This is a genomic window from Enterobacter sp. Li2LvB3, from assembly GCF_056156645.1.
Genome location: NZ_JBSICG010000042.1, coordinates 1 through 17,891, shown reverse-complemented (window position 1 = coordinate 17,891; position 17,891 = coordinate 1). Strand labels below are relative to the sequence as shown.

Genomic DNA, 17,891 nt, shown 5'->3' with positions numbered 1-17,891 from the left:
TGGGGTGAGGGGAAAATACCCATCAGGCTTTACCCGCTTTCGCCAGCTCCTTCACCAGCGGCAGCATCACTTTCACCACATCGCGGCTACGGTGTTCAATACGCTGCGGCAGCGCGCTATCAATGTGCTGTTGATTATCAAGTCTCACATCATGCCAGCTTGTTCCGTTCGGGAAGGCTTTAGATTTGGCTCTCTGCTGATAACCATCTTTTTTGCCCAGCGCCCAGTTCGTTGCTTCCACGTACAATACCGGAATGCCGGCTTTATCGAACACTTCACCGTCGTTACAACAGCCTGTTCCACGTGGATAAGCAGGATTACCGCCCGGATTACTGGTGGCGTAGACGCCCTGACTGCGGGCAATCGCCAGCGCCCGGTCGCGGGTTAATTTGCGCACGCTTCCTGGCGTACTCTGCCCGCTATTAAAATAGAGTTTGTCGCCGACGATAAGGTTATCGAGATTAATCACCAGCAAGGTATTTTTCTTCTCTTCAGGGCTCATGCGCTTAAGGATATTCTCAGCGCCGAGTTTTCCTTCTTCTTCACCGCTGGTCGCGATAAAGCGAATACCGTATTTCGTCGGGATATTCTTCAGGTGCTCGGCCAGTTCAAGCATCACGCCCAGACCCGCCGCGTTATCGTCTATTCCCTGAAGCGTCAGGCCGCCGAGGTTGTTGTCGGTATCGGCATCGCTCATCGGGGCGAAGGTATCCAGGTGCGCCATAATAATGATTTGCTGGGCGCTCTTGCCTTCATGTGCAGCAATGACCGTACTGCCGGTCACGTTATGCCAGTTTTTGCTGTTATTGCGTGAGGTATAGATGTACCGGCTGTGAAAGGCCCGAATATCGCTCTGGTAGCCCATCCCGGCAAACTGCTGGCGGATATAGTCGGCGGAGAGCATCTCGGCTGGCGTGCCGGTTATACGGCCAGGAAAGACAGTCGCAATATGTCGCGCCTGGGTACTGGCAATTTCGCCGTACGGTGGATTTTTTGCCTGGGCCGGAAGGATAAAGCAAACGCCGAGCGCCAGGGCAGCAATACGGTGGCGCGTTGCGGAAAACATAGTGAGTCCTTAAAAACAGAGCAAAATTTTAACTGGCTTAGTATGAAACTGTGACCCGGTATACACAATTTGAATTGCTCTTAAATGCCCGAAATTTCGTGTGTTAAGCACTTTTTGATATTTGCTTTTTCACGGCGTTATTCCATTGAGTAACTACTCATTCCAATTCGTAATTTCATTCGATCTAAACCGACCCCTATAGTCCCACTATTCCTGGTTGTTAGTGAGTTGGTGCTTGTGGACTATCTGCCCTTATTTGCTGCCCTAAAAGACAGGCCCGTGCTGGTGGTTGGCACGGGTGAGATTGCCGATCGCAAAATTGCTTTCTTGCATCGTGCTGGCGCACAGGTGCAGGTCGTTACTGACGCGCAGTTCGACGAATCGCAGATAGACAGCGTAGTGCTGGTGATCGCTGCAACCCCCGATCGTGAATTTAACCGTCGGGTCTCTCTGGCGGCACAGTCCCGGTTTCGTCTGGTAAACGTGGTGGATGATCCATCACTGTGTTCATTCATTTTCCCGTCGATCGTTGACCGCTCGCCGCTGCTGGTGGCCATCTCCTCTGGTGGCACGGCCCCGGTTCTGGCGCGGGTGCTGCGGGAAAAAATAGAAGCACTGCTGCCCACAAGCCTCGGGCGTATGGCCGAGAAAGCAAGTTACTGGCGTAACCATCTGAAAACGCGTCTGACAAGCGTGGCCGAGCGTCGTCGCTTTTGGGAGCGCGTCTTCCGTGGCCGTTTTGCCCGCCTGATGCACGCCGGTAATGAAGCCGCAGCGCAGCAGATTCTGGAAGATGAACTGGATAACCCCGGCAGCGGAAGCGGTGAAATCATTCTGGTAGGCGCAGGGCCGGGTGATGCCGGGCTGTTAACCCTGCGCGGCCTACAGGTTCTCCAGGATGCGGATGTCGTATTTTACGACCACCTGGTGAGCGACGGCGTGCGCGAACTGATCCGCCGCGATGCCGAACAAATTTGCGTGGGTAAACGCGCCGGTGAACACGCCGTGCCACAGCACGAAACCAATCAGATGCTGATTACGGCAGCCAGAGAAGGCAAAACCGTGGTGCGCCTGAAAGGGGGCGATCCGTTCATCTTTGGCCGTGGCGGGGAAGAGCTTCAGGCCGCTGCCGAGGCGGGTGTACCTTTCCAGGTGGTGCCAGGTATTACCGCGGCCTCAGCGGTAACAGCCTACGCCGGTATCCCGCTGACCCACCGTGATTACGCTCAGAGCGTGACCTTTGTAACCGGCCACTACAAAGCCGACAGCACACCGTTTGACTGGTCGCATCTGGCCGAGAGCCGACAAACGCTTGCCATCTATATGGGCACGATGAAAGCGGCGGAAATCAGCGAACAGCTTATTCAGCATGGTCGCGATGCGACAACGCCAGTGGCCGTGATCTCTCGCGGGACGCGCGTCGACCAACACGTTGCCACCGGCACACTACAAGACCTTGTACACCTTGCGAAAGACGCGCCTATGCCCGCCCTGATTGTGGTGGGTGAAGTGGTGCAGCTGCACAGCACGCTCGCCTGGTTTCAACACACAACCGACACAGAAGGCTTCGGTTCTTCTGTTATAAATTTGGCTTAAGGAACGGTTATGGACCAAAAACGACTGACTCACCTGCGGCAACTCGAAGCGGAGAGTATTCATATTATCCGCGAGGTGGCTGCCGAATTCTCTAACCCGGTGATGATGTACTCCATCGGTAAAGATTCCAGCGTGATGCTGCATCTGGCGCGTAAAGCGTTTTATCCGGGCACACTGCCGTTCCCGCTGCTGCACGTGGATACCGGCTGGAAATTCCGCGAGATGTACGAATTCCGCGACCGTACTGCAAAAGCCTACGGCTGCGAGCTGCTGGTGCATAAAAACCCGGAAGGGGTGGCGATGGGCATTAACCCGTTCGTCCACGGCAGTGCCAAACACACCGATATCATGAAAACCGAAGGGCTGAAGCAAGCGCTGAATAAATACGGTTTTGATGCGGCCTTCGGCGGCGCGCGCCGTGACGAAGAAAAATCCCGTGCGAAAGAGCGTATCTACTCCTTCCGCGACCGTTTCCACCGCTGGGACCCAAAAAACCAGCGCCCGGAGCTGTGGCATAACTACAACGGCCAGATCAACAAAGGCGAAAGTATTCGCGTTTTCCCGCTCTCTAACTGGACCGAGCTGGATATCTGGCAGTACATCTATCTGGAAAATATCGAGATTGTTCCGCTGTACCTGGCCGCTGAACGTCCGGTGCTGGAGCGTGACGGGATGCTGATGATGATCGATGACGATCGCATTGATTTGCAGCCTGGCGAAGTGATCAAAAAACAGATGGTGCGTTTCCGTACCCTCGGCTGCTGGCCGCTGACCGGCGCAGTGGAATCTAACGCGCAGACGCTGCCGGAGATCATCGAGGAGATGCTGGTGTCCACTACCAGCGAGCGACAGGGCCGCGTGATTGACCGCGACCAGGCAGGCTCCATGGAGCTGAAGAAACGTCAGGGTTATTTCTAAGGAGCCGCCATGAATACCACTATTGCACAACAAATTGCTGATGAAGGTGGCGTTGAAGCCTACCTGCACGCGCAACAGCACAAAAGCCTGCTGCGCTTTCTGACCTGCGGCAGCGTCGATGACGGGAAAAGTACCCTGATTGGCCGTCTGCTGCACGACACGCGCCAGATTTATGAAGACCAACTCTCTTCCCTGCACAACGACAGCAAACGTCACGGCACCCAGGGTGAAAAGCTGGATCTGGCATTGCTGGTGGATGGCTTACAGGCAGAGCGTGAGCAAGGCATTACCATTGATGTCGCTTATCGTTACTTCTCTACCGAAAAGCGTAAATTTATCATCGCCGACACCCCGGGGCATGAACAGTACACCCGTAATATGGCCACCGGTGCATCGACCTGTGAGCTGGCGATCCTGCTGATCGACGCGCGTAAAGGCGTGCTGGATCAGACCCGTCGTCACAGCTTTATCTCCACGTTGCTGGGGATCAAACACCTGGTGGTGGCGATCAATAAAATGGATCTGGTTAATTTCAGCGAAGAGAAATTCGATGAGATCCGTCAGAGTTACCTGACCTTTGCTGAACAGCTGCCGGGCAATCTGGACATTCGCTTTGTGCCGCTCTCCGCGCTGGAAGGCGATAACGTGGCTTCCCAGAGCGCGAATATGCCGTGGTACAGTGGCCCGACGCTGCTGGAAGTGCTCGAAACCGTTCAAATTCAGCGTGTGGTCGACACCCAGCCGATGCGTTTCCCGGTGCAGTACGTTAACCGTCCGAACCTGGATTTCCGTGGTTTTTCCGGCACGATTGCATCAGGCAGTGTGCAGGTTGGGCAACGAGTGAAAGCACTGCCTTCGGGCGTGGAGTCTTCCATTGCGCGTATCGTGACCTTCGATGGCGATCTGCCAGAAGCGGGCGCTGGCGAAGCGGTCACTCTGGTGTTGAAAGACGAAATTGATATCAGCCGCGGTGACCTGCTGGTTGATGCCCATGAAACGCTGGCGGCCGTTCAGGGCGCTGCTGTGGATGTGGTATGGATGGCTGAGCAGCCACTAAAAGCCGGCCAAAGCTACGACATCAAAATTGCAGGCAAGAAAACCCGTGCGCGCGTGGACGGCATTAAGTACCAGGTGGATATCAACAACCTGACGCAGCGTGAAGTGGCAGAGTTGCCGCTGAACGGCATCGGTCTGGTGGATCTCACCTTTGACGAGCCTTTGGTGCTGGATCAATACCAGCAGAACCCGGTGACTGGCGGGCTTATCTTTATCGACCGACTCTCTAACGTGACCGTGGGTGCAGGGATGGTGCGTGAGCCAAATGACAAGGCTGCTGTAACCTCTGAATTCAGTGAATTTGAACTGGAGTTGAATGCGCTGGTGCGTAAGCACTTCCCGCACTGGGGCGCGCGCGATCTGCTGGGAGGCAAGTAATGGCTGCACATGATGAGAACGTCGTCTGGCATCCTCATCCGGTGACGGTTGCTCAGCGTGAACAACTCCACGGTCATCGTGGGGTTGTGCTGTGGTTTACCGGGCTGTCTGGCTCAGGTAAATCCACGGTCGCGGGGGCGCTGGAAGAGGCGTTACATCAGCAGGGGGTAAGCACCTATCTGCTGGACGGTGACAACGTGCGTCACGGCCTGTGCAGCGACCTGGGGTTCAGCGATGACGATCGTAAAGAGAATATCCGTCGGGTCGGGGAAGTGGCGAGCCTGATGGCCGATGCCGGGCTGGTGGTGCTGACCGCGTTTATCTCGCCTCATCGCGCCGAGCGCCAGATGGTGCGTGAGCGTGTGGGCCACGATCGCTTTATCGAGGTGTTTGTTGATACCCCGCTGGAAATCTGCGAAGCACGCGATCCAAAAGGACTCTACAAAAAAGCCCGTGCGGGTGAACTGCGAAACTTCACTGGAATTGACTCGGTATACGAAGCACCTGAATCCCCAGAGATTCACCTGGAAGGTCAACAATTGGTAACAAATTTAGTGAGCCAATTATTAGACCTGCTCAGACGGGACGATATTATCAGATCCTGAGACGGTATCGTTCGGGAGCTGTCTTCCCGAACGATGAGTCATGGTCACAGGATTAGCTATGCGCAACAGTGAAAACTACATTATCACCACCGGGTCGGAGCCGTTATCGACCGACGACGAGACGACCTGGTCATTTCCTGGGGCCATAGTCGGCTTCGTCTCGTGGTTGCTGGCGCTGGGTATCCCTTTTCTTATCTACGGCGGTAACACGCTGTTCTTCTTTCTCTATACCTGGCCTTTCTTCCTTGCGCTGATGCCCGTTGCGGTCGTGGTTGGCATTGCGCTCCATTCGCTACTCAATGGCAAACTCCTATATAGTGCGATCGTCACGATTGTGACGGTGGTCTTGATGTTTGGTCTGTTATTTTTGTGGCTCATGGGCTAACTTCAGCCATAATTCAAACCGTAACCAACTGTGTGACGATATTGTGCAGGGCGATTCTGCGGAAAAAATGTGGTACATTTGCCCGCGATGTTGCGGCATCTCTGTAACCCCGGCGAAGAGTCCCGGGGAAAGTTATAGGATGATGATGCCGTTTTTCAGGGGGCAGGATGGGTAAACTAACGCTGCTGTTGCTGGCTTTGCTGGTCTGGCTGCAATATTCGCTGTGGTTCGGTAAGAACGGGCTACACGACTATAGCCGGGTGAGCGATGATGTCTCGGCTCAGCAGGCAACAAACGCCAAACTTAAGGCGCGAAACGATCAACTTTTTGCTGAAATTGATGACCTCAATGGCGGGCAAGAGGCGATTGAGGAACGCGCACGCAACGAACTCAGTATGACTAAGCCGGGCGAAACGTTTTATCGTCTGGTACCGGATGCGTCTAAACGCAATCAGGGCTCAGCACAAAACAATCGATAATCAGGCCCAGGATTACGACATGGCAGTTACTTTTTCGGACGTATGCGCCGTGGTGCCAGCCGCAGGTTTTGGCCGGCGTATGCAGACAGAATGTCCAAAGCAATACCTCTCAATTGGCGATAAAACGATCCTTGAGCACTCCGTGGCGGCGCTGCTGGCGCATCCACGGGTGACGCACGTCGTTATCGCTATCAGCCCCGGCGATGTTCGTTTTGCCGAACTGCCGCTGGCGAATCACCCGCAAATTACCGTTGTTGATGGCGGCGCAGAGCGCGCCGACTCCGTGCTGGCTGGCATTCAGGCTGCCGCAGGCGCGCAGTGGGTGCTGGTGCATGATGCCGCGCGTCCGTGCCTGCATCAGGACGACCTTGCACGCCTGCTGGCGTTGAGCGAAACAAGCACGGTAGGCGGCATTCTGGCCGCGCCAGTGCGCGACACCATGAAGCGTGCCGAACCGGGCAAACAGGCTATCGCACATACCGTTGAGCGCGTTGATTTGTGGCACGCGCTGACACCACAGTTTTTCCCCCGCGAGTTACTCCACGATTGCTTAACGCGTGCGCTTAAAGAAGGTGCGATCATCACTGATGAAGCCTCGGCGCTGGAGTATTGCGGTTTTCACCCTGAGCTGGTTGAAGGACGCGCTGATAATATAAAAGTGACACGTCCTGAAGATTTACAGCTCGCGGAATTTTATCTTACCCGTTCGACCCATCAGGAGAAGGCATAATGCGAATTGGACACGGTTTTGATGTACACGCCTTTGGCGGAGAAGGCCCAATTATCATTGGCGGCGTACGTATTCCTTATGAAAAAGGGCTGCTGGCGCATTCTGATGGCGACGTGGCGCTGCACGCGTTAACCGATGCGTTGCTGGGCGCTGCTGCGCTGGGCGATATTGGCAAACTGTTCCCGGACACCGACCCGGCGTTCAAAGGGGCTGACAGCCGCGCGCTGTTGCGCGAAGCCTGGCGCCGTATCCAGGCCAAAGGCTACAGCCTTTGCAACGTGGATGTGACGATCATTGCTCAGGCGCCCAAAATGCTGCCGCACATCCCGCAGATGCGTGTATTCATTGCCGAAGATCTGGGTTGCCATATGGATGACGTTAACGTTAAAGCCACCACCACCGAAAAGCTCGGCTTTACCGGTCGGGGTGAAGGTATTGCCTGTGAGGCCGTGGCGCTTCTGGTGAAGGCGGCAAAATGACAGACTTCGACAACCTGACATACCTGTACGGCAAACCTCTGGGTAACGGCGTGCTGAAAGCCAGCCCGGAAGATTTTGTCGTGGTCGAGGATTTAGGTTTCGCACCGGACGGGGAAGGCGAGCACATCCTGGTCCGCATCCTGAAAAACGGCTGCAATACCCGCTTTGTGGCGGATGCGCTGGCTAAATTTCTGAAAATCCACGTCCGTGAAGTGAGCTTTGCAGGCCAAAAAGATAAACACGCGGTTACCGAACAATGGCTCTGCGCGCGCGTACCGGGCAATGGGATGCCGGACTTAAGCAAGTTTGAGCTTGAAGGCTGTAAAGTGCTGGAATATGCCCGCCACAAGCGCAAGCTGCGCCTGGGAGCGCTGAAAGGTAACGACTTCACGCTGGTGCTGCGTGAGGTAACGAACCGCGACGACGTTGAAAAACGCCTGAATGCCATCAACGAGCAGGGCGTGCCGAACTACTTTGGCGCGCAGCGTTTCGGTATTGGTGGCAGTAACATTCAGGGCGCGTTGCGTTGGGCGCAAAGCGATGCCCCGGTTCGTGACAGGAATAAACGCAGTTTTTGGTTGTCGGCAGCCCGAAGCGCGTTGTTTAATCAAATGGTGAGCGAACGACTGAAAAAACCGGACGCGAATCAAGTTGTTGTCGGCGATGCGCTACAATTAGCGGGACGCGGGAGCTGGTTTGTGGCAACGGCTGAAGAAATGGCCGATGTGCAGTCGCGCGTGGATGCCAAATCCCTGATGATTACCGCTGCATTACCCGGTACGGGCGAGTGGGGTACTCAGGGTGAAGCGCTGGCTGCAGAACAGTTGGCCGTGGCGGATGCGTCAGAATTACAATCATTGCTGGTGCGGGAAAAAGTCGAAGCAGCACGCCGTGCGATGCTGCTCTACCCGCAACAGCTGAGCTGGAACTGGTGGGATGACGTGACCGTCGAGTTACGCTTCTGGCTGCCGGCAGGTAGCTTTGCCACCAGTGTTGTCAGGGAACTTATCAACACGTCGGGTGACTATGCGAATATTGCTGAGTAACGATGATGGGATCCACGCCCCAGGCATTCAGACGCTGGCGAAAGCCCTGCGTGAATTTGCCGATGTGCAGGTTGTGGCACCCGATCGTAACCGCAGTGGGGCGTCTAACTCATTGACGCTGGAGTCGTCGCTTCGCACCTTTACCTTTGAAAATGGCGACATTTCTGTCCAGATGGGCACGCCGACGGACTGCGTATTTTTGGGCGTGAATGCGCTTATGCGCCCGCGCCCGGATATCGTCGTATCCGGCATCAATGCTGGCCCGAATCTGGGTGATGACGTTATCTATTCCGGTACGGTTGCTGCCGCAATGGAGGGCCGCCATCTGGGATTTCCCGCACTGGCGGTCTCGTTAAACGGCCACAAGCATTACGAAACGGCAGCGGCAGTCACTTGTTCCATTTTGCGCGCGCTCAACCGCGAACCGTTGCGTACGGGCCGTATCCTCAATATTAACGTACCTGACCTGCCTCTGGACGAAATCAAAGGTATTCGCGTAACCCGTTGTGGGAGCCGCCATCCGGCCGATCAGGTGATCCCGCAGCAGGATCCGCGTGGTAATACGCTTTACTGGATTGGCCCGCCAGGCGAAAAACACGATGCCGGGCCGGATACCGATTTCGCCGCGGTGGATGAAGGGTACGTTTCGGTTACGCCATTGCACGTAGATTTAACCGCTTATAACGCGCATGATGTGGTGTCGGACTGGTTGGATCGCGTTGGAGTGAACACGCAATGGTAAGCAAACGTGTACAAACTCTTCTGGAACAATTACGCGCTCAGGGGATCGCTGACGAGCATGTACTGGATGCGCTCGCCCAGGTCCCGCGTGAGAAATTTGTAGACGAGGCGTTTGAACACAAAGCGTGGGAAAACGTGGCGCTGCCTATCGGGCAGGGTCAGACTATTTCGCAGCCCTACATGGTGGCGCGCATGACGGAGTTACTGGAACTGACGCCAGAATCCCGCGTGCTGGAGATTGGCACCGGATCGGGTTATCAAACCGCGATCCTGGCGCATCTGGTTCACCATGTTTGTTCGGTCGAGCGAATTAAAGGTTTGCAGTGGCAGGCGCGTCGTCGCCTGAAACAACTTGATTTACATAATGTTTCAACACGTCATGGTGATGGGTGGCAGGGTTGGCAGGCTCGCGCTCCGTTTGATGCCATTATCGTGACGGCAGCGCCGCCTGAGATCCCAGCAGCACTCTTATCGCAGCTGGATGAAGGCGGCATTCTTGTTCTGCCCGTGGGCGACGAGCAGCAGCTTCTGAAGCGTGTTCGTCGGCGTGGCGGCGAGTTTATTATCGATACTGTGGAAGCCGTACGCTTTGTGCCTCTTGTGAAGGGAGAACTGGCCTGAGACTCAGAATTATCCAGGGTTATTAAGGCAAATTCAGCGTATGGTGTGGCGCAAAAGGTTCGTGCCATCACGGTTATTTTTAAGTCACTGGTAGTTAACACATTCCTGGGGGATAAATGAGCGCGGGAAGCCCAAAATTCACCATCAGCCGTGTTGCGGCATTATCACTGGTTTCGCTATGGCTGGCAGGCTGTTCAAGTTCTGGTAACGCACCTGCGCCGGTCAGCACGGTAGGCGGGAACAGCAGCTCGGGTAGTACGTCCGGCGGAATGTTGATTACCCCTCCACCTAAAATGGGCACATCAACGGTTCAACAGACGCCGCAAATTCAGCCCGTTCAGCGCCCGGTTTCGCAGCCGACACAGATTCAACCTGTGGAACAACCTGTGCAGACCGAAAATGGCCGCATCGTGTATAACCGGAAGTACGGGAATATTCCGAAAGGTAGCTATACCGGTGGCAGCACCTATACCGTGAAACGCGGCGATACGTTGTTCTATATTGCCTGGATCACTGGGAACGATTTCCGTGACCTGGCTCAGCGTAATAACGTACAGGCACCTTACGGGTTGGAAGTGGGTCAATCGCTCCAGGTTGGTAATGCGACAGGCACGCCACTAACGCCTGGCAACACAGTTTCAGCGGCCGACGTGACCGCGCAGAACAACAGTGTTAAGCCTGCACAAAAATCCAGCACAGTGGTTGCTTCGCAACCGGTAATTACGTATTCTGAGGATTCAGGTGATCAGAGTGCTAACAAAATGTTGCCTAATAATAAAGGGACTGCGACGACTGTCACAGCACCGATTACGGCACCTGTGGTTAGCTCTATCGAACCGACTGCCAGCAGTACATCTACCAGTTCGCCAATCTCTGCATGGCGCTGGCCAACTGACGGCAAGGTTATCGAGAACTTCTCTTCTACCGAAGGTGGGAATAAAGGGATCGATATCGCAGGGAGTAAAGGACAGGCTATCATCGCGACCGCAGACGGGCGCGTTGTGTATGCCGGTAACGCTCTGCGTGGTTACGGTAATCTTATTATCATCAAACATAACGATGATTACCTGAGTGCCTACGCCCATAACGATACAATGCTGGTCCGGGAACAACAAGAAGTTAAGGCGGGGCAAAAAATAGCTACTATGGGTAGCACCGGCACCAGTTCTACACGCTTGCATTTTGAAATTCGTTACAAGGGGAAATCCGTAAACCCGCTGCAATATTTACCGCAGCGATAATTTGACGGGGCATGCCAGCCAGGGTGTCTCGTTCAGGGATCACGGGTAGGAGCCACCTTATGAGTCAGAATACGCTGAAAGTTCATGATTTAAATGAAGATGCGGAATTTGATGAGAACGGAGCAGAGGCTTTTGACGAAAAAGCCTTAGTAGAAGAGGAACCCAGTGATAACGATTTAGCTGAAGAAGAGCTGCTATCGCAGGGTGCCACACAGCGTGTACTGGACGCGACTCAGCTTTACCTTGGGGAGATCGGTTACTCCCCACTGTTAACGGCCGAAGAAGAAGTCTATTTCGCACGTCGTGCTTTGCGTGGTGATGTAGCCTCACGCCGCCGCATGATTGAAAGTAACTTGCGTCTGGTCGTGAAAATTGCCCGTCGTTACGGCAATCGTGGTCTGGCTTTGCTGGACCTGATTGAAGAGGGCAACTTAGGGCTTATCCGCGCAGTAGAGAAGTTTGACCCGGAACGCGGGTTCCGCTTCTCAACCTACGCGACCTGGTGGATTCGTCAGACCATCGAACGGGCTATTATGAACCAGACCCGTACGATCCGCCTGCCGATTCACATCGTCAAAGAGTTGAACGTCTATCTGCGTACCGCGCGCGAGTTGTCCCATAAACTGGACCACGAGCCAAGTGCGGAAGAGATTGCCGAGCAACTTGATAAACCGGTTGATGACGTAAGCCGTATGCTGCGTCTCAACGAGCGCATTACCTCCGTTGACACCCCGTTGGGTGGCGACTCCGAAAAAGCGCTGCTGGACATCCTGGCCGATGAAAAAGACAACGGCCCGGAAGACACCACGCAGGACGATGACATGAAACAGAGCATCGTCAAATGGCTGTTCGAACTGAACGCCAAACAGCGTGAAGTGCTGGCACGTCGTTTCGGTTTACTGGGGTATGAAGCTGCGACACTGGAAGACGTCGGCCGTGAAATTGGCCTGACCCGTGAACGTGTTCGCCAGATTCAGGTTGAAGGTCTGCGCCGCCTGCGTGAAATCCTGCAGGGGCAAGGTCTGAATATCGAAGCGCTGTTCCGCGAATAAGCAATCTTTCGTCAAAAAAGGCCCGTCGTGAGACGGGCCTTTTTCTTTTGCGCTATGGCTGTGCTGTTTCGTGTAACAGACGCCACGTTATCTTATCGCCATCCTGATTAAGCACCGCTGTTGACCAACGCACGTTGACGGGCAGATCCGGCCGGGTTTGCGTCTCCCGGTAGTGAAGCACCGCACTCCAATCGCCGCTCTGGATCGTGGTTAATTCGTCAATGCCGATTTTCAGTCCGGGACGGCTTCCGCGCTGTTTTTCCAGAAAACTGGCCAGGCCGTTATAGTCGACCTGCACACCGCCCGGCGGGATCATCAGAAAATCCGGGCTGAAGCGGGCGAGCAGGGCGTCGTAATCGCCTTCGCCTTTGCCTAACCAGTCTTCAAGCGCAATGTGGAGGTCGATAATGTCGTGTTCGAAAGGCGTCATGAATTCTCCTGTCGCAGCTGGGTGAGCACCTGCGTATTGTTAAGTCGAAAAACGTACAGTACAGGCAGCAAGGTCATGCCTGCGGCAAAAATAAACATCCCGTGCCATGCGGCGAGCGGCGGTAGCCAGATCTGCGCCAGGTTCAGCGCCTGTGCCAGCAGCAGGGCGCCGGCCAAAAAGCTCAGCTGACGATTGAGGTTCCACAGCGCGCTGGCATCCGGCATGTCATCCCGGCGCGTTGTCAGAAACGCGCTGCTCTGAGCCGTACTGCTGCACAGGCTTCCTCCCGCGCCCATCAGGGTAAATGCGACGGTAGGCAACAGTGTTGACGAGCTGACGTCAATCAAAAGCAGAATACCCGCCGCCTGCAGCAGGCAGCCGATGACGATCAGCGGTCGGGGGCCGATACGGTTAAAATAACGTCCCGTCGCCGTGATGGCTATAAACGATGCCACAGACCACGGCAGCATGAGCATTCCCGTTGCGGCTGGGCTCATGTTCGCCTCGTGCTGAAGATAAAACATGCCCGTGACGTTCACCCCAATGAATACGCCGGGGACGCATAAATAGACAAGCATGGCAAAACGCAAAAGCGGGTCCGTTAGTAAGGGCAGGTTTAGCAGTCTGGCCGCGTTCATCGTGGGGTTTTCGTGTTTTAGCCACAGACAGGCCAGAACAAACGTCACCATAGCCACCGGGAGCGTGGCGAAAAATATCCATCGCCAGCCCAGCGTCTCAACCAGCAGTCCACCGACAGCAGGAGAACAGGCGGGTGCAAGTAACGCTACCAGCATGACCGCGGAGGAGAGCCGGGCACGCTCGTGAGGCCGGAACTGCTGCCAGGTCAGCGCTTGTCCGACGGGGATCAGTAAGCCACCTCCCACGCCCTGCAGCACGCGCCAGGCGATCAGGCTTTCAAGCGTTGCCGACATGCCTGCTGCGGCAGAGGCGGCGCTGAACAGAAAAAGCGAGAGCAGAATGACGCGCTTTGGCCCGATCCGGCGCGTCAGCACGGAGCTGAACGGGATCACCAGCGTCAGACCGGCAATGTACCCGTTACTGACCCAGGCAAGCGTTGAAGGCGTGGCGTTAAAATCGTAAGCCATCGCCGGAAAGGCGACGCTGGCAATGAACATGTTGATCAGATCTAGAAAAAAGCCCAGCAGATAAACAACGGCAACTTTGCTGCGATACGTCATGGTGGATCCTCCGGTGAGGTGGCGTATCGTATCGGTCGGTGAAGTACGGATAAACCTGACAAAACGCGATATACTGTCAAAAATATTTTGACAGTATAAAGGGCGATAATGATTAACTTACAGCGCGCGCAGATGTTTGTTGCGGTGGCCGACACCGGGAGTTTCACGGCGGCAGCGGATGCGATGGGCCTGACAAAATCGGTGGTCAGCTTCAATATTCGCCAGCTCGAAGCTGAACTGGGCATCACCCTGCTGCTGCGATCCACCCGCCGTCTGACGCTAACCGAGGCGGGCGCGCTGTTTCATAAACGCAGCGTCGCGCTTCTGAAGGACGCAGAACAGTTGCAGGATGATGTCCGCGCCAACCATGCGGGGCTCACGGGGGAGCTGCGGATCACGACCACGCCTGAGTATGGCTCGCAGGTCGTGGTGCCGCTGCTGGCCAGGTTTAGCCAGCAGCATCCGGATCTTCGCGTGCGTCATGTTTCGTCGTCATTGCACGCCGACCTTATCTCGGAGCGCTTTGACGTGGCCATCCGGCTGGGAACGCTTGCCGATTCTCGCTATCACGCCGCGCTGATTTCGCACTTCTCCATTCTCCCCGTTGCGGCGCCCGAGTGGCTCGTAAGCCATCCGGTTGAATCGCTGGCGCAGCTGGCGCAGGCCGACTGGATTATTCACGAGCGCGTCGCTTCGCCGCTGCGCTGGCAGGTGAAAAATGCCGGCGGCGCGCCTGAAACGCTGGAGATTAAAAAAGCGCCGCGTTTGTTTGCCGACAGCGCTCAGGCGCTCATGGCCTTTGCGCTTGCGGGAGGTGGGGTGGCGTTACTGCCGGAATGGCTGGCGCGCGATGCGCTTGATGCGGGAAAGCTGGTCCCGGTTCTACCGGAATATACATTTGCGCAGCAGGGGATCTATGCGGTGTATCCGGATGCCCAACATCTGCCAGCGAAGGTGCGCACCTTTATTGATTTTATGCGCACCAGCGTGAATTAACCGTGCATCATCTTTTTGATGAGGGCAGAGAACTGCTCCCGCTCGGCTTGAGTGAGACGCCCTAAAAACGCCTCATCCACCGCGTTGCCCACCGGCTTACAGCCTGCAAGCAGAGCTTCACCTTCTGGCGTCAGGAAGACAAACCGGCGTCGCTTGTCTGCCGGGTCGTGCTCGCGTTTGACCAGCCCGCGCGCCTCCATGCGGCTCAGCATTTCCGCCAGGGTCGCTTTCGTACTGACCGCCACTTCGGTCAATGCCACCTGTTCAATACCCGGATGCTCGGCAACGGAGCGCATAACTGCGTACTGCGGCTTGGTGAGTTCCGGTAAGGCATACTGCCACTGCGCAGTATGCTGTTGAAAAAGCTGACGTAACAGATGGAACGCCTCTTGTCTTAGTTCCATGAACACTCCGACGGAAAAAAATCTCCCACTATGATAGCCGCTATTGCTCCGGATTTTAACGCGCCATTTTTTAGCTATTCGTGTGATCGTGTGCGAACGATCTTGTCAGAAAAGCGATCCGGGAGTAGCTTACTCATAATGTTCGTACACGAACAAATTAATTGAGGTGCTGAATGAGATTGATCGTGGGAATGACAGGGGCGACTGGCGCACCGCTCGGTGTGGCGCTGCTTCAGGCGCTGCGTGATATGCCAGAAGTGGAAACGCATCTGGTGATGTCAAAGTGGGCGAAAACAACCATTGAGCTGGAAACGCCGTATTCCGCTCAGGATGTTGCTGCGCTCGCGGATGTTGTCCACAGCCCGGCCGATCAGGCTGCGACTATCTCGTCCGGCTCGTTTCGTACTGACGGCATGATTGTTATTCCATGCAGCATGAAGACCCTTGCCGGTATCCGCGCGGGTTATGCCGAAGGGCTGGTGGGCCGTGCTGCCGATGTGGTGATAAAAGAGGGACGCAAGCTGGTGCTGGTTCCACGTGAAACCCCGCTCAGTACGATCCATCTGGAGAACATGCTCGCACTTTCCCGTATGGGCGTGGCAATGGTGCCGCCGATGCCCGCGTATTACAACCACCCGCAAACCGCCGATGACATTACCCAGCATATTGTGACGCGTGTTCTTGACCAGTTTGGTCTGGAGCACAAAAAAGCGCGCCGCTGGAACGGGTTGCAGGAGGCCAGACATTTTTCACAGGAGAACAAAGATGGCATTTGATGATTTGAGAAGCTTCCTCCAGGCGCTCGATGAGCAAGGGCAGCTGTTGAAAATTGAGGAAGAGGTCAACGCCGAACCCGATCTGGCGGCAGCGGCCAACGCTACCGGACGTATTGGAGACGGTGCACCTGCACTGTGGTTTGACAATATTCGCGGCTTTACCGATGCCCGCGTGGTGATGAACACCATCGGCTCCTGGCAAAACCATGCGATTTCAATGGGGTTGCCAGCCAATACGCCGGTGAAGAGCCAGATAGACGAATTTATTCGCCGCTGGGATAAATTCCCCGTTGCACCTGAGCGCCGTGCTAACCCGGCATGGGCCGAAAATACGGTGGATGGCGAGGACATTAACCTGTTCGATATTCTGCCGCTGTTCCGCCTGAACGACGGTGATGGTGGTTTTTACCTTGATAAAGCCTGCGTGGTATCACGCGATCCGCTGGACCCGGACCATTTCGGCAAGCAGAACGTCGGGATCTACCGTATGGAAGTCAAGGGCAAGCGCAAACTGGGCCTGCAACCTGTTCCTATGCATGATATCGCTCTGCACCTGCATAAAGCGGAAGAGCGCGGGGAGGATCTGCCGATTGCGATCACGCTGGGTAATGACCCGATTATTACCCTGATGGGGGCAACGCCGCTGAAGTACGACCAGTCTGAATACGAAATGGCTGGCGCGCTTCGTGAAAGTCCGTATCCAATCGCGACTGCACCGCTGACCGGGTTCGACGTGCCGTGGGGCTCTGAAGTTATCCTCGAAGGGGTAATTGAGGGACGCAAACGTGAAATCGAGGGGCCATTCGGTGAATTTACCGGCCACTATTCCGGTGGCCGTAATATGACCGTCGTACGCATTGATAAAGTCTCTTACCGCACTAAACCCATTTTTGAATCGCTCTATCTGGGGATGCCCTGGACGGAGATTGACTACCTGATGGGCCCGGCAACCTGCGTGCCGCTCTACCAGCAGCTTAAAGCTGAATTCCCGGAAGTACAGGCAGTGAATGCGATGTACACCCACGGTCTTTTGGCGATTATCTCCACCAAAAAACGTTACGGCGGTTTTGCCCGTGCCGTGGGGTTACGTGCCATGACCACGCCACATGGCCTGGGTTACGTGAAGATGGTGATTATGGTGGATGAGGACGTCGATCCGTTTAACCTGCCGCAGGTGATGTGGGCGCTGTCGTCGAAAGTTAACCCGGCGGGGGATCTGGTGCAGTTGCCGAACATGTCGGTGCTTGAACTTGACCCAGGCTCCAGCCCGGCCGGGATCACCGACAAGCTGATCATCGATGCCACCACGCCTGTCGCACCGGACAACCGTGGCCACTATAGCCAGCCGGTACAGGATTTACCTGAAACGAAAGCCTGGGCTGAAAAACTGACCGCGATGCTCGCAGCTCGCCAATAAGGAGGAAAACATGATTTGTCCACGTTGTGCCGATGAGCATATTGAAGTGATGGCGACATCCCCGGTGTCAGGGGTCTGGACTGTCTACCAGTGCCAGCATTGTCTGTATACCTGGCGTGATACTGAGCCGCTACGCCGTACCAGCCGTGAGCACTACCCGCAAGCGTTCCGAATGACACAAAAGGATATTGATGACGCACCGCAGGTGCCAACCATTCCGCCGCTGCTGTAAAAAAGCCGGGTGGCGGCTTTGCCTTACCCGGCCTGTAAAACCCA

General features: G+C 55.4%; 21 protein-coding genes. 17 read left to right on the top strand and 4 right to left on the bottom strand.

Going from position 1 to position 17,891, the window contains the following annotated elements:
• Window positions 1–22: 22 nt before the first annotated feature.
• Entirely contained in the window at window positions 23–1,066 is a 1,044-nt protein-coding gene (locus ACS603_RS23040) for an aminopeptidase (RefSeq protein ID WP_182062250.1), read from the bottom strand.
• A 246-nt stretch (window positions 1,067–1,312) separates the two neighbouring features.
• Here ACS603_RS23040 and cysG point away from each other — a divergent pair, with 246 nt between their 5' ends.
• The 13 genes from cysG to rpoS all read left to right on the top strand — a co-directional run bounded on the left by cysG (window position 1,313) and on the right by rpoS (window position 12,393).
• Window positions 1,313–2,662 carry a siroheme synthase CysG gene (cysG, locus tag ACS603_RS23035; protein ID WP_182063459.1) on the top strand — a complete coding sequence of 450 codons (1,350 nt, stop codon included), beginning with the start codon at window positions 1,313–1,315 and terminating at the stop codon, window positions 2,660–2,662.
• A gap of 9 nt (window positions 2,663–2,671) precedes the next feature.
• Complete coding sequence (gene cysD / locus ACS603_RS23030; RefSeq protein WP_008499613.1) at window positions 2,672–3,580, top strand: sulfate adenylyltransferase subunit CysD; 909 nt, start codon at window positions 2,672–2,674, stop codon at window positions 3,578–3,580.
• Between the two features lie 9 nt (window positions 3,581–3,589).
• The gene (gene cysN / locus ACS603_RS23025; protein WP_182062249.1) at window positions 3,590–5,014 is read left to right on the top strand and encodes a sulfate adenylyltransferase subunit CysN; all 1,425 of its coding nucleotides are present in this window, start codon (window positions 3,590–3,592) and stop codon (window positions 5,012–5,014) included.
• Window positions 5,014–5,619: an adenylyl-sulfate kinase gene (cysC, locus tag ACS603_RS23020; protein ID WP_182062248.1), complete on the top strand. Its 606-nt coding sequence runs from the start codon at window positions 5,014–5,016 to the stop codon at window positions 5,617–5,619. Before cysN ends, cysC begins: the two co-directional genes overlap by 1 nt.
• A 58-nt stretch (window positions 5,620–5,677) precedes the next feature.
• The gene (locus tag ACS603_RS23015) at window positions 5,678–6,004 is read left to right on the top strand and encodes a DUF3561 family protein (RefSeq protein WP_182062247.1); all 327 of its coding nucleotides are present in this window, start codon (window positions 5,678–5,680) and stop codon (window positions 6,002–6,004) included.
• Window positions 6,005–6,171: 167 nt separating this feature from the next.
• A complete protein-coding gene (ftsB, locus tag ACS603_RS23010) occupies window positions 6,172–6,483 on the top strand; it encodes a cell division protein FtsB (RefSeq protein WP_182062246.1) in 312 nt (103 codons plus the stop codon).
• Window positions 6,484–6,502: 19 nt separating this feature from the next.
• Window positions 6,503–7,213 carry a 2-C-methyl-D-erythritol 4-phosphate cytidylyltransferase gene (gene ispD, locus ACS603_RS23005; RefSeq protein WP_474944988.1) on the top strand — a complete coding sequence of 237 codons (711 nt, stop codon included), beginning with the start codon at window positions 6,503–6,505 and terminating at the stop codon, window positions 7,211–7,213.
• Window positions 7,213–7,692: a 2-C-methyl-D-erythritol 2,4-cyclodiphosphate synthase gene (gene ispF / locus ACS603_RS23000; RefSeq protein ID WP_014071548.1), complete on the top strand. Its 480-nt coding sequence runs from the start codon at window positions 7,213–7,215 to the stop codon at window positions 7,690–7,692. The genes ispD and ispF overlap by 1 nt, the downstream gene beginning before the upstream one ends.
• On the top strand, window positions 7,689–8,738 hold the full coding sequence (truD, locus tag ACS603_RS22995) for a tRNA pseudouridine(13) synthase TruD (protein WP_182062244.1): 1,050 nt from the start codon (window positions 7,689–7,691) through the stop codon (window positions 8,736–8,738). Before ispF ends, truD begins: the two co-directional genes overlap by 4 nt.
• Entirely contained in the window at window positions 8,719–9,480 is a 762-nt protein-coding gene (gene surE, locus ACS603_RS22990; protein WP_182062243.1) for a 5'/3'-nucleotidase SurE, read from the top strand. The genes truD and surE overlap by 20 nt, the downstream gene beginning before the upstream one ends.
• Window positions 9,474–10,100, top strand: coding sequence for a protein-L-isoaspartate(D-aspartate) O-methyltransferase (locus ACS603_RS22985; RefSeq protein ID WP_014071545.1), 627 nt, complete (start codon window positions 9,474–9,476; stop codon window positions 10,098–10,100). The genes surE and ACS603_RS22985 overlap by 7 nt, the downstream gene beginning before the upstream one ends.
• 116 nt (window positions 10,101–10,216) lie before the next feature.
• Window positions 10,217–11,341 (top strand): murein hydrolase activator NlpD, encoded by a 1,125-nt coding sequence (gene nlpD, locus ACS603_RS22980; protein ID WP_182062242.1) that lies wholly within the window; start codon window positions 10,217–10,219, stop codon window positions 11,339–11,341.
• A gap of 59 nt (window positions 11,342–11,400) precedes the next feature.
• Complete coding sequence (rpoS, locus tag ACS603_RS22975) at window positions 11,401–12,393, top strand: RNA polymerase sigma factor RpoS (protein WP_013098493.1); 993 nt, start codon at window positions 11,401–11,403, stop codon at window positions 12,391–12,393.
• A 52-nt stretch (window positions 12,394–12,445) separates the two neighbouring features.
• Here rpoS and ACS603_RS22970 read toward each other — a convergent pair whose 3' ends face one another.
• Complete coding sequence (locus ACS603_RS22970) at window positions 12,446–12,823, bottom strand: DUF4440 domain-containing protein (protein WP_182062241.1); 378 nt, start codon at window positions 12,821–12,823, stop codon at window positions 12,446–12,448.
• The gene (locus ACS603_RS22965; protein ID WP_474944987.1) at window positions 12,820–14,022 is read right to left on the bottom strand and encodes an MFS transporter; all 1,203 of its coding nucleotides are present in this window, start codon (window positions 14,020–14,022) and stop codon (window positions 12,820–12,822) included. Before ACS603_RS22965 ends, ACS603_RS22970 begins: the two co-directional genes overlap by 4 nt.
• A 108-nt stretch (window positions 14,023–14,130) precedes the next feature.
• Here ACS603_RS22965 and ACS603_RS22960 point away from each other — a divergent pair, with 108 nt between their 5' ends.
• The gene (locus ACS603_RS22960) at window positions 14,131–15,018 is read left to right on the top strand and encodes a LysR family transcriptional regulator (protein WP_474944986.1); all 888 of its coding nucleotides are present in this window, start codon (window positions 14,131–14,133) and stop codon (window positions 15,016–15,018) included.
• Here ACS603_RS22960 and ACS603_RS22955 read toward each other — a convergent pair.
• Window positions 15,015–15,422, bottom strand: coding sequence for a MarR family winged helix-turn-helix transcriptional regulator (locus ACS603_RS22955; RefSeq protein WP_182062238.1), 408 nt, complete (start codon window positions 15,420–15,422; stop codon window positions 15,015–15,017). The two genes, ACS603_RS22960 and ACS603_RS22955, sit on opposite strands and share 4 nt — an antisense overlap.
• Before the next feature lie 173 nt (window positions 15,423–15,595).
• Between ACS603_RS22955 and ACS603_RS22950 the strand changes: the two genes are divergently transcribed.
• From ACS603_RS22950 to ACS603_RS22940, 3 genes are read left to right on the top strand one after another with little or no spacing between them, the layout of a single operon-like run.
• Window positions 15,596–16,198: a non-oxidative hydroxyarylic acid decarboxylases subunit B gene (locus ACS603_RS22950; RefSeq protein WP_474944985.1), complete on the top strand. Its 603-nt coding sequence runs from the start codon at window positions 15,596–15,598 to the stop codon at window positions 16,196–16,198.
• Window positions 16,188–17,615 carry a non-oxidative hydroxyarylic acid decarboxylases subunit C gene (locus ACS603_RS22945; RefSeq protein ID WP_166717616.1) on the top strand — a complete coding sequence of 476 codons (1,428 nt, stop codon included), beginning with the start codon at window positions 16,188–16,190 and terminating at the stop codon, window positions 17,613–17,615. Before ACS603_RS22950 ends, ACS603_RS22945 begins: the two co-directional genes overlap by 11 nt.
• 10 nt (window positions 17,616–17,625) lie before the next feature.
• Complete coding sequence (locus ACS603_RS22940) at window positions 17,626–17,847, top strand: non-oxidative hydroxyarylic acid decarboxylases subunit D (RefSeq protein WP_182062236.1); 222 nt, start codon at window positions 17,626–17,628, stop codon at window positions 17,845–17,847.
• Window positions 17,848–17,891 lie beyond the last annotated feature (44 nt).

Coding starts and splice junctions, on each gene's coding strand:
- ACS603_RS22965 (WP_474944987.1), bottom strand. CDS start 14,022: ATGACGTATCGCAGCAAAGTTGCCGTTGTTTATCTGCTGGGCTTTTTT.
- ACS603_RS22970 (WP_182062241.1), bottom strand. CDS start 12,823: ATGACGCCTTTCGAACACGACATTATCGACCTCCACATTGCGCTTGAA.
- truD (WP_182062244.1), top strand. CDS start 7,689: ATGACAGACTTCGACAACCTGACATACCTGTACGGCAAACCTCTGGGT.
- ACS603_RS23015 (WP_182062247.1), top strand. CDS start 5,678: ATGCGCAACAGTGAAAACTACATTATCACCACCGGGTCGGAGCCGTTA.
- ispD (WP_474944988.1), top strand. CDS start 6,503: ATGGCAGTTACTTTTTCGGACGTATGCGCCGTGGTGCCAGCCGCAGGT.
- ACS603_RS22950 (WP_474944985.1), top strand. CDS start 15,596: ATGAGATTGATCGTGGGAATGACAGGGGCGACTGGCGCACCGCTCGGT.
- nlpD (WP_182062242.1), top strand. CDS start 10,217: ATGAGCGCGGGAAGCCCAAAATTCACCATCAGCCGTGTTGCGGCATTA.
- cysD (WP_008499613.1), top strand. CDS start 2,672: ATGGACCAAAAACGACTGACTCACCTGCGGCAACTCGAAGCGGAGAGT.
- surE (WP_182062243.1), top strand. CDS start 8,719: ATGCGAATATTGCTGAGTAACGATGATGGGATCCACGCCCCAGGCATT.
- cysN (WP_182062249.1), top strand. CDS start 3,590: ATGAATACCACTATTGCACAACAAATTGCTGATGAAGGTGGCGTTGAA.
- rpoS (WP_013098493.1), top strand. CDS start 11,401: ATGAGTCAGAATACGCTGAAAGTTCATGATTTAAATGAAGATGCGGAA.
- ACS603_RS22960 (WP_474944986.1), top strand. CDS start 14,131: ATGATTAACTTACAGCGCGCGCAGATGTTTGTTGCGGTGGCCGACACC.
- ACS603_RS22940 (WP_182062236.1), top strand. CDS start 17,626: ATGATTTGTCCACGTTGTGCCGATGAGCATATTGAAGTGATGGCGACA.
- ispF (WP_014071548.1), top strand. CDS start 7,213: ATGCGAATTGGACACGGTTTTGATGTACACGCCTTTGGCGGAGAAGGC.
- cysC (WP_182062248.1), top strand. CDS start 5,014: ATGGCTGCACATGATGAGAACGTCGTCTGGCATCCTCATCCGGTGACG.
- ACS603_RS22945 (WP_166717616.1), top strand. CDS start 16,188: ATGGCATTTGATGATTTGAGAAGCTTCCTCCAGGCGCTCGATGAGCAA.
- ACS603_RS22985 (WP_014071545.1), top strand. CDS start 9,474: ATGGTAAGCAAACGTGTACAAACTCTTCTGGAACAATTACGCGCTCAG.
- ACS603_RS22955 (WP_182062238.1), bottom strand. CDS start 15,422: ATGGAACTAAGACAAGAGGCGTTCCATCTGTTACGTCAGCTTTTTCAA.
- ftsB (WP_182062246.1), top strand. CDS start 6,172: ATGGGTAAACTAACGCTGCTGTTGCTGGCTTTGCTGGTCTGGCTGCAA.
- ACS603_RS23040 (WP_182062250.1), bottom strand. CDS start 1,066: ATGTTTTCCGCAACGCGCCACCGTATTGCTGCCCTGGCGCTCGGCGTT.